The organism is Pelistega indica (assembly GCF_000506865.1).
Classification (GTDB): Bacteria; Pseudomonadota; Gammaproteobacteria; order Burkholderiales; family Burkholderiaceae_B; genus Taylorella; species Taylorella indica.
This window is the reverse complement of the sequence record NZ_AYSV01000075.1, coordinates 24,697-30,872: the sequence shown is the minus strand read 5'-3', so window position 1 is coordinate 30,872 and position 6,176 is coordinate 24,697. Positions and strand designations below refer to the sequence as shown.

Below are 6,176 nucleotides of genomic sequence, written 5' to 3'. Positions count from 1 at the left end.
CTGGTGCCTTCTTCTTGTGCTTCGTGGTGTTAGAGCATTCGTGCCCGCATCASTCGAAGGAGTAACCGCGCCCTTCACGGTTCTTGTCCTTGGCCAGTCGGTTGATGGACTCCGTGTAAGCGTTGGTGACGGGCATGTCCATCTCGAAGTAGGTCATGGTCTCTTCACGCCAGTTTCCCACTGCCCTGACCAGATCGCTCCAGACTTCCTTTTGGCCCTTCGGGATGGTGGCTATCCACTCGTCCAGGGCGGCTTCTGCCTGGAGCCGTGTGGTGGCGTCCCAGATGCCGTAGAAGCGCTCCTTGTGCTCGTAGGCGGCCAGCAGTTGCGGGAACGCGCCTGTCCAGGTCTCCATGATGAGGCGCTCCCGGTCTGAGGCTTCGTGAGCGCGTTTCAGCAGGATTTTCCGGTCTCCCTTGAGAGTCCGGCTCTGGGACGGTTTCAGCTCCTTTCTGAGGCCCTTGCGCACTTTCTCTAGGGCATCGTTGGCCATGCGCACCACATGGAACTTATCGACCACGATACGGGCCTGGGGCGCTGCCCGGTAGGGGTTCCACATGTCCATGCTGACGATCTCGACCTTCTGCCGGTCTTTCAGCTTCATCAGGTAGTTGGTCACCACGTCCTGGCGGCGGGTGGCCAGCAGGTCGAGCAGGGTTCGCTCCTCAATGTTGGTCAGAATGCAGCGGTAGCGCTTGTTCAGGTATAGCTCGTCAATGCCCAGGATGCGGGGCGTCTCGAAGCGGTGCCAGCGCCCCAGGAACTCAGCGCGGGCGTTGAAGATGTCGCGCACCGTCTTCTCGTCCAGGCCGGTCTGTGCCGCCACAAAGGTGTAGGGGTGGTTGAAGGATTCCTTCTCCACGTACTCATGCAGCCGCAGTGTCATACGGAATCCATCCACCATCTCCGGTAGCTGGGGCCTGAATGTTGTCTTGCAGGCCCGGCAGGTGTATCGGCGGCGGACCACCCAGAGAGTGACCCGCTTGCCGTGGATGGGCAGATCACGATAGGGAACGTCACGCTTGCCGAACCGTACGAACTCACCCTGCACGCCGCATTCCTCGCAGGCGATGGGATCGGGCACGTCCACCTGGAAGTGCATTTCGTCGTCGGTTGATTTGCAGCCCAGTACTTGGTATTGCGGCAGGTGAAGGATGTTGTCGGGAAGTTCGGTCATGGTGTTGTATAGGCGTAGGTGTCAGTCAGATCCATCCGACTCGGCATTGGTGTTTGCTTTTTTACCCAACAAGCTGCTGGAAACGAAAAGTAAGGCACCGAGGACAATTGCAATATCAGCCAGGTTGAAGGCCGGCCAATGCCAGTCTCGCCAATAGAAATCAAAGGAATCCACAACATAGCCGCGAAAGACCCGGTCAATCAGGTTGCCCATGGTGCCACCGAGGATAAGACTGTAAGCGATGGCTTCTCCTTTATGACGATTTTCAAGGATCAGCTTGATCAGAAAAATCGAGACCACTACCGCGATTCCGATAAAAAAGTAGCGCTGCCAGCCTCCACCATTCCAAAAAAGACTGAATGCGGCACCGGTATTCCATACGTGTACCCAGTTAAAGAATGAGGTCACTGAAATAGACTCGCCATATGCCATTGATTGTTGCACCAGCCATTTTACGGCCTGATCAGACGCTGCCAGCAGGCCCGATATGGACAATAGGGCATACGGCGAGAGCTTTTTGCCAATAATGAGCATTATTTAACCCTTCAACGCCAAAATGCGTCTGGCACCGTTAAGTACAATTACCCCCGCGATGGTGCCGATAATCAGATCCGGATAATTGGACCCGGTCCACGCGACCAGAGCGCCGGCGGTGATGACCCCCAGGTTGATCACCACGTCGTTGGCCGAGAATATCCAGCTTGCCTTCATGTGCGCCCCGCCCTCCCGATGTTTGGATATGAGCAGCAGACAGGCGGTATTGGCAATCAATGCGACGAAGGCGATCGCCATCATCATCAGCGATTCAGGCTCACTACCGAAAACAAAGCGTCGCACCACCTCGACGAGTACGCCCACAGCCAAGATCAGTTGCAGTACACCAGCAAGATGCGCGGCACGTACCTGCATTTTCGCACTGCGCCCTACGGCATAGAGAGCCAGGCCATAGACGGCTGCATCGGCAAACATATCCAGGGAATCAGCGATCAGGCCGGTAGACTGGGCGATCAGGCCAGCAGTCATTTCCACCACGAACAGAAGTGCATTGATGCCGAGCAACCAGCGCAGGGTCCCGGATTCTTGCTTAGCAGAAGCTGCCGAAAACTCGGCGGCCTTGATGGTCTCCGGATTTGCAGCGACGGTTTCCTGAAGCGAGGCGCCTAGCCCCAAGGTCTTCAGTTTCGAGGTGACGGGCTCGACCTCGCCGTCATGCACGACCTTCAGCCGGCGGTTCGACAAGTCGAAGGACAGCGCCCGAATCTCCTCAAAGCCGTTCAGGGCTAGGCGAATCATTCGTTCTTCTGATGGACAGTCCATCTTCGGCACGGCATAAACACTGACCCATCTCCCTGGCGCCTCGGAGGAGGCCTGTATATCGGTATCCGCTGCGGACGTTGCATCACCGCCACAGGCGCCACCACAGGATTTGCTCATGATACTACTCCACTTGAACAATGTTGTGGTACCATTTTAAACTATAAAGCTACTATAAGGTCAATAGAGTAAAGAATCCGTTGGGGAGGAGGCTGATGCGCATTGGTCAGTTGGCGCAGTTGGTAGGGGTCGAAACACAGACGATCCGCTTCTATGAACAGCAGGGCTTGTTGCAGCCGCCTGATCGGCAGGACAACGGTTACCGTGTCTATACCGAGAAGCATGGTGAGGGGCTGGCCTTCATCCGTCGCTGCAGAATCCTGGGCCTGTCACTGGCTGAGATTCACGAACTACAGAGCTATCAGGACGACCCTCATCAGCCTTGTACCGCCGTCAACGCCTTGCTCGATGATCACATCTCTCATGTGCGGTCGCAGATAACCGCTCTGCAAGCGCTTGAGAAACAACTCGTTTCACTGAGAGCGAGTTGCAACGATGACCGGGAAGTTGAGGCGTGTGGGGTTCTTGCTGGAATTAGCGAAGGAAACATGCACCAGCAGTAGGTGAAGCATCAACCAGATAATCCGATGAGATGCCGGTCTGTCTCACTCTCATGCAAAGGTAAGATCAACCATTTAATCCGCTTACCCATAAAAAATAGTTTGAGGGGGTGGTAATACTAGATTGCTTGGGAAGGTTTACAGTAGCACTAAATTATTCCGATGAATCAATTCTTCATTATGAATACTACCCAAAATATCCGCAATTTTAGTGGTGGGTTGTCGTAGAATACGACGGGTATCTGATGAAGCATAGTTAATTAAACCACGCGCATACTCTTTACCTTGTTCATCCACACAGGCAACTAAATCCCCTCGTTTAAATACCCCGATAACATCAATAGCACCGATAGGGAGAAGACTTTTACCCTGTTCAGTAATGGCTTTAATAGCGCCAGCATCAATAATAATTTTACCTTTTACGCGTAAATGATCGGCTAGCCATTGTTTGCGAGCAGAGCGCAGGTGTGTACTTGCACGTAATTCAGTACCGATAGCTTCACCACGCGCAAGACGTGTTAAAACCTCTGGCTCGTGTCCAGACACAATGACCGTATGAGCACCTGTGTTGGCAGCACGTTTGGCAGCGAGTACCTTGGTAATCATGCCACCAGTCCCAACAAAAGAACCACTGCCTCCAGCTATTGCTTCTAAAGCAGGGTCACCCGCAGTGGCTTGATGAATAAATTTAGCTTGAGGATTTTTACGAGGGTCGCTGTCATATAGCCCTGTTTGATCTGTGAGAATGATTAAGGCTTCGGCTTCAATTAAATTAGTCACCACAGCACCAAGCGTATCATTATCCCCAAGACGAATTTCATCGGTGACAATAGTATCGTTTTCATTCACAATGGGCACCACGCCTAAATCTAATAGGGTAAATAGTGTGGCACGAGCATTGATATAGCGTAAACGGTCTGCTAAATCTTCATGGGTGAGTAGAATTTGTGAGGCTAATAAACCATGAGTAGAAAAGGCTTTTTCATAGGCTTGTATTAAACCCATTTGTCCGATAGAGGCAGCCGCTTGTTGCTTATTAACCTCTTTGGGGCGGGTCGTCCAACCGAGACGAGCCATCCCCTCAGCAATCGCTCCACTAGAAACAAGAACGACTTGTTTGCCTTGCTTATGTAATGCGGCTATCTGATCCACCCAATGAGTAACAGCCGCAAAATCAACCCCCTTACCATAATTGGTGACTAGAGAAGATCCTACTTTGATGATAATGCGGTGGGAGGATTGGATAACAGAAAGGCGAGACATGATATGTGTTACAAAAAATAGACGCCAAAATGGATAATCAATAATACTACAATCTAATGGAAATTAAATATATTCTATCGGTAAGGTAATAAGGTTTAAGTTTAATTCCGTATGATATCTTGGATTAAACTTGAAAAATCAACAAAATTAGCAAAATTTTAAGTTTAATTCCGCATGACATCTTGAATTAAACTTAAAAATTCTATTTTAGACTAAGCTGTAAATCAATCCTGTGTATGATTAATATTTGATCGATTAGCATTAAAACGAGGGTCATCAGGCTCATAGCCTTCAACTTGCTCATCATTGGCTTGGTTTTCTTTGGCTTTCTCTTTGTCGAGATAGTCTTGTAATGCCCAGACTAATTCTTGCGTTCCCTCACCACTTAGGGCAGAAATAGCAAATACTGGACCAGTCCAGCCAAATTGTTGGCAGAAGTCTTTTTTCACTTGTTCAGGATTTTCAAGCATGTCCAGTTTATTCAAGACTAGCCAACGAGGTTTTGCATAGAGCTCTTGGCTATATTTTTGTAGCTCTTTGACAATTGCTTTAGCGTCTGCAACTGATTTTTCAATTGTATCCACCTCTGGATCTAGGCTAGACACATCAACTAGGTGTAAAAGTACACGAGTGCGTGTTAAGTGGCGTAAAAATAGATGGCCTAAGCCAGCTCCCTCAGCCGCCCCTTCAATCAACCCGGGAATATCCGCTACCACAAAACTGCGAGATGGAGAGGTGCGTACCACACCTAGATTAGGGTGTAGTGTAGTAAAAGGGTAGTCGGCAATTTTGGGCTTAGCATTAGAGACGCGCGTGATAAAGGTTGATTTGCCTGCATTAGGTAAACCTAATAGCCCTACATCCGCTAAGACTTTAAGCTCTAGGCGTAGGTAACGATGCTCACCCTCTTTACCATAGGTAAATTGTCGAGGAGCACGGTTAACACTGGATTTAAAGTGGATATTGCCTAGACCACCTTGTCCACCAGCAGCAAGTGTGACCTGCTCGCCATGCTTATCCAAGTCAAACAATTGTTCACCAGTCTCTTCATCATAAATGACAGTACCCACAGGAACGCGTAGCGTAATATCATCAGCAGCTGCACCATATTGATCAGAGCCACGGCCATTTTCACCATTTTTGGCACGATGTAGACGAGCATATCTAAAATCAATTAAGGTATTGATATTGCGATCGGCAACAGCAAAAATACTACCGCCACGACCACCGTCTCCACCGTCAGGACCTCCTTTAGGAATGAATTTTTCACGACGAAAGCTGGCTGAGCCATTGCCTCCTTTGCCTGCAATTACTTCAATTTTTGCTTCATCTACAAATTTCATGAGAGTTCCTATTATTCTGTGGGTATGAGAAAACGATAGAGCTTGTATGGTATATCGATTATATAAAGAATTATCTGGTGTGAGGAGAGGATAATATCTTTTGGTTTTTCTAAATAGAGATAATTATTATATTAAGCGTAAATAAAAACGCCGCTCACTTAAGAACGGCGTTTCTTGAAGAGATAAGTAAATACTTATTCAGCAGCAATCACTGAAACAGTTTGTTTGTTTAGTGCACCACGTACTGAGAATTTTACTTGACCATCAACTAAGGCATATAAAGTGTGATCTTTGCCGATACCAACATTGTCACCTGGGTGGAAACGAGTACCACGTTGACGAACAATGATAGAACCTGCAGGGATTGATTGACCACCGTAAACTTTAACACCTAAGCGTTTCGCTTCTGAATCACGACCGTTGCGGGTTGAACCGCCACCTTTTTTCTGTGCCATGTTT

General features: G+C 49.0%; 6 protein-coding genes and 1 pseudogene. 1 reads left to right on the top strand and 6 read right to left on the bottom strand.

Features of this window, described 5'->3' with window-relative positions:
• From V757_RS20865 to V757_RS20855, 3 genes and pseudogenes are all read right to left on the bottom strand, one after another.
• A pseudogene (locus V757_RS20865) lies at nt 1-1,177 on the bottom strand (ISL3 family transposase); the annotation flags it as partial.
• A 21-nt stretch (nt 1,178-1,198) separates the two neighbouring features.
• A complete protein-coding gene (gene lspA, locus V757_RS20860) occupies nt 1,199-1,711 on the bottom strand; it encodes a signal peptidase II (RefSeq protein ID WP_023950730.1) in 513 nt (170 codons plus the stop codon).
• 3 nt (nt 1,712-1,714) lie between these two features.
• Entirely contained in the window at nt 1,715-2,611 is an 897-nt protein-coding gene (locus tag V757_RS20855; protein ID WP_023950728.1) for a cation efflux transmembrane domain-containing protein, read from the bottom strand.
• A gap of 95 nt (nt 2,612-2,706) precedes the next feature.
• On the opposite strand from V757_RS20855, the gene cadR reads away from it, so the two are divergent.
• The gene (gene cadR / locus V757_RS20850) at nt 2,707-3,114 is read left to right on the top strand and encodes a Cd(II)/Pb(II)-responsive transcriptional regulator (RefSeq protein WP_023950726.1); all 408 of its coding nucleotides are present in this window, start codon (nt 2,707-2,709) and stop codon (nt 3,112-3,114) included.
• A gap of 135 nt (nt 3,115-3,249) precedes the next feature.
• Here cadR and proB read toward each other — a convergent pair whose 3' ends face one another.
• The 3 genes from proB to rpmA form a co-directional block, all read right to left on the bottom strand.
• Nucleotides 3,250-4,374, bottom strand: coding sequence for a glutamate 5-kinase (gene proB / locus V757_RS20845; protein ID WP_023950724.1), 1,125 nt, complete (start codon nt 4,372-4,374; stop codon nt 3,250-3,252).
• Nucleotides 4,375-4,598: 224 nt separating this feature from the next.
• Nucleotides 4,599-5,717, bottom strand: a complete 1,119-nt coding sequence (gene obgE, locus V757_RS20840; RefSeq protein ID WP_023950722.1) for a GTPase ObgE — start codon at nt 5,715-5,717, stop codon at nt 4,599-4,601.
• Between the two features lie 194 nt (nt 5,718-5,911).
• On the bottom strand, nt 5,912-6,172 hold the full coding sequence (gene rpmA / locus V757_RS20835) for a 50S ribosomal protein L27 (RefSeq protein ID WP_023950720.1): 261 nt from the start codon (nt 6,170-6,172) through the stop codon (nt 5,912-5,914).
• Nucleotides 6,173-6,176 lie beyond the last annotated feature (4 nt).